Source organism: Protofrankia sp. CiP1_Cm_nod4, assembly GCF_982290645.1.
Genome location: NZ_CEVIVC010000001.1, coordinates 219,541 through 222,162, shown reverse-complemented (window position 1 = coordinate 222,162; position 2,622 = coordinate 219,541). Strand labels below are relative to the sequence as shown.

Genomic DNA, 2,622 nt, shown 5'->3' with positions numbered 1-2,622 from the left:
GGGACGACCGGGACGACCGGGAGGCCTGAGAGGACCCGCACCGGCAACGTCAGCGCCGACGGCATCGGTGCCGGGAGCGCCGACGCCGACAGCACCGGCCCGGACGGGCCGGGCAGCGCCACCGCCAGGCCGGCGGCCGCCCTGCCCACGCTGGATATCGGCCCCTACCGCACGGGCGGCCCCGGGCGGACGGCGTTCCTGGCGGCGCTGCGCGCGGCCTGCCACGGGCCGGGCTTCTTCTACCTCACCGGGCACGGGATCCCGCCGGCCGCCACCGCCGCCGTGCTGGCGGTCAGCCGGGAGTTCTTCCACCTGCCCGAGGCCGTCAAGCTCGAGATCGAGAACATCCACTCGCCGCACTTCCGCGGGTACACCCGGCTCGGCCACGAGATCACCCGGGACAGCCCGGACATCCGCGAGCAGATCGACATCGGCGACGAGCGCCCCGCCCGCCGGCTCGGCCCGCACGACCCGCCCTACCTGCGCCTGGACGGCCCCAACCAGTGGCCGGCCGCGCTCCCCCGGATGCGGGGGATCGTCGGGGCCTACCTGGCCGAGCTGGGACGGCTCGCCCGCACGCTCGTCCACGCGTTCGCCGAGTCCCTCGGCCTGGCCGCCGGCCACCTGGACCCGACGTTCGCCGTCGACCCCCGCTCGCACCTGAAGCTGATCCGCTACCTGCCCGCGCCGCCGGGCTTCGCCGCCGGCTACGACCAGGGCGTCGGCGCCCACAAGGACGGCGGCTTCGTCACGTTCGTCCTCCAGGACGACAGCGGCGGCCTGCAGGTCGCGCGCAGCCCGCGGGCGGGCACGGACGTGCCGGCCGACGGCTGGATCGACGTCACCCCGGTACCGGGGACCTTCGTGGTCAACATCGGTGAGATGTTCGAGCTGGCGACCCAGCGTTACTACCGGGCGACCGTGCACCGGGTCGTCAGCCCGCCGGCCGGAACGGAGCGGGTGTCGGCGGCCTTCTTCTTCGGCCCGCACCTGTCGGCGACGCTGGCGCCCCTGCCGCTGCCGGACGAGCTGCGCCGGCAGCTGCCGGCGGCCGAGCCCCCCGACCCGCGCAACCCGATCTTCGCCGAGCACGGCGTCAACACCCTCAAGAGCTGGCTGCGCAGCCATCCCGAGGTGGCCCGGCGGTACTACTCCGACGTCGAGGCGCCCGCCGGCCGAGGAGCATACTGATCATGTCGCCCGGCCCGGTCCGCCGGTTGTGGGCAGGTGAGCCGGCGGCGGCAGGACGGCGGCAGGACGGCGGCAGGACGGCGGGCGGTGGCAGACGGCGGCCAGGCAGTGAACCGACCAGGTAGCGAGCAGTGAGAGGGAACCCGTGACGAGCGAGCCCACGACGTACAGCTTCGAGACCCGGCAGGTCCATGCCGGCGCCCAGCCGGATCCGGCGACGGGTGCCCGCGCGGTGCCGATCTACCAGAGCACGTCGTTCGTCTTCGACGACACCCGTCACGCGGCGGACCTGTTCTCGCTCGCCGAGGTCGGGTTCACCTACACCCGGGTGGTCAACCCGACCCAGGACGTCCTGGAGCAGCGGGTCGCGGACCTGGAGGGCGGTGCCGCGGCGCTGGCGGTGGCCAGCGGCCAGGCGGCGCAGGCGCTGGCGATCCTCACCATCGCCTCCGCCGGCGATCATCTGGTCTCGTCGTCGTCGCTGTACGGCGGGACGTATGCGCTGTTCGCCCACACGCTCTCCGAGCTCGGCATCGAGACGACCTTCATCGACGACCCCGACGACCTGGGTGCCTGGAAGGCCGCCGTGCGTCCGAACACGGCCGCCCTCTACGGGGAGACGATCGGCAACCCGCGCGGGAACGTCCTCGACATCGCCGGGGTGGCCGGGGCCGCGCACGAGGCGGGCGCGCCGCTCATCGTCGACAACACCCTGGCCTCCCCGTACCTGTCCCGCCCGCTCGAGCACGGCGCCGACGTGGTCGTGCACTCGGCGACGAAGTTCATCGGCGGGCACGGCACGTCCATCGGCGGGGTCATCGTCGACGGCGGCCGGTTCGACTGGGGCAACGGGCGTTACCCACGGTTCACCAGCCCGGATCCGTCCTACAACGGGCTGGTGTTCCTCGAGGCCTTCCCGGAGACCGCCTACATCGTGCGGGCCCGGGCGAAGCTGCTGCGCGATCTCGGCCCGGCGCTGTCGCCGGTCAACGCCTTCCTGCTGCTGCAGGGGCTGGAGACGCTGTCGCTGCGGGTACAGCGGCACTCGGAGAACGCGCTGGCGGTGGCGCGCTGGCTTGAGGGCCGCGACGACGTGCTGTGGGTCGCCTACCCGGGGCTGGAGACCAGCCGCTGGCACGCGGCGGCGACGCGCTACCTGCCGGCCGGCGCCGGTGCCGTGCTGGCCTTCGGGATCCGCGGCGGCGCGGCGGCGGGCCGGGCCTTCGTCGAGGCCCTCCAGCTGCACAGCCATCTGGCCAACGTCGGTGACGTGCGCTCGCTGGCGATCCATCCCGCCACGACCACCCACGCCCAGCTCACCGCGGCCGAGCAGGCCGCGAGCGGGGTCAGCGGTGAGCTGGTCCGGCTCTCGGTCGGCCTGGAGGGGATCGACGACATCCTCGCCGACCTGCGCACCGGCTTCGCCGCTGC

At 74.1% G+C, this 2,622-nt stretch carries 2 protein-coding genes; both read left to right on the top strand.

Annotated elements, in window-relative coordinates:
• Positions 1-63 precede the first annotated feature (63 nt).
• Entirely contained in the window at positions 64-1,191 is a 1,128-nt protein-coding gene (locus tag AC5LSR_RS00895) for an isopenicillin N synthase family dioxygenase (RefSeq protein WP_250280886.1), read from the top strand.
• A 145-nt stretch (positions 1,192-1,336) separates the two neighbouring features.
• On the top strand, positions 1,337-2,622 hold a 1,286-nt coding region (locus AC5LSR_RS00890), incomplete at its 3' end, for a bifunctional o-acetylhomoserine/o-acetylserine sulfhydrylase (RefSeq protein ID WP_250280869.1).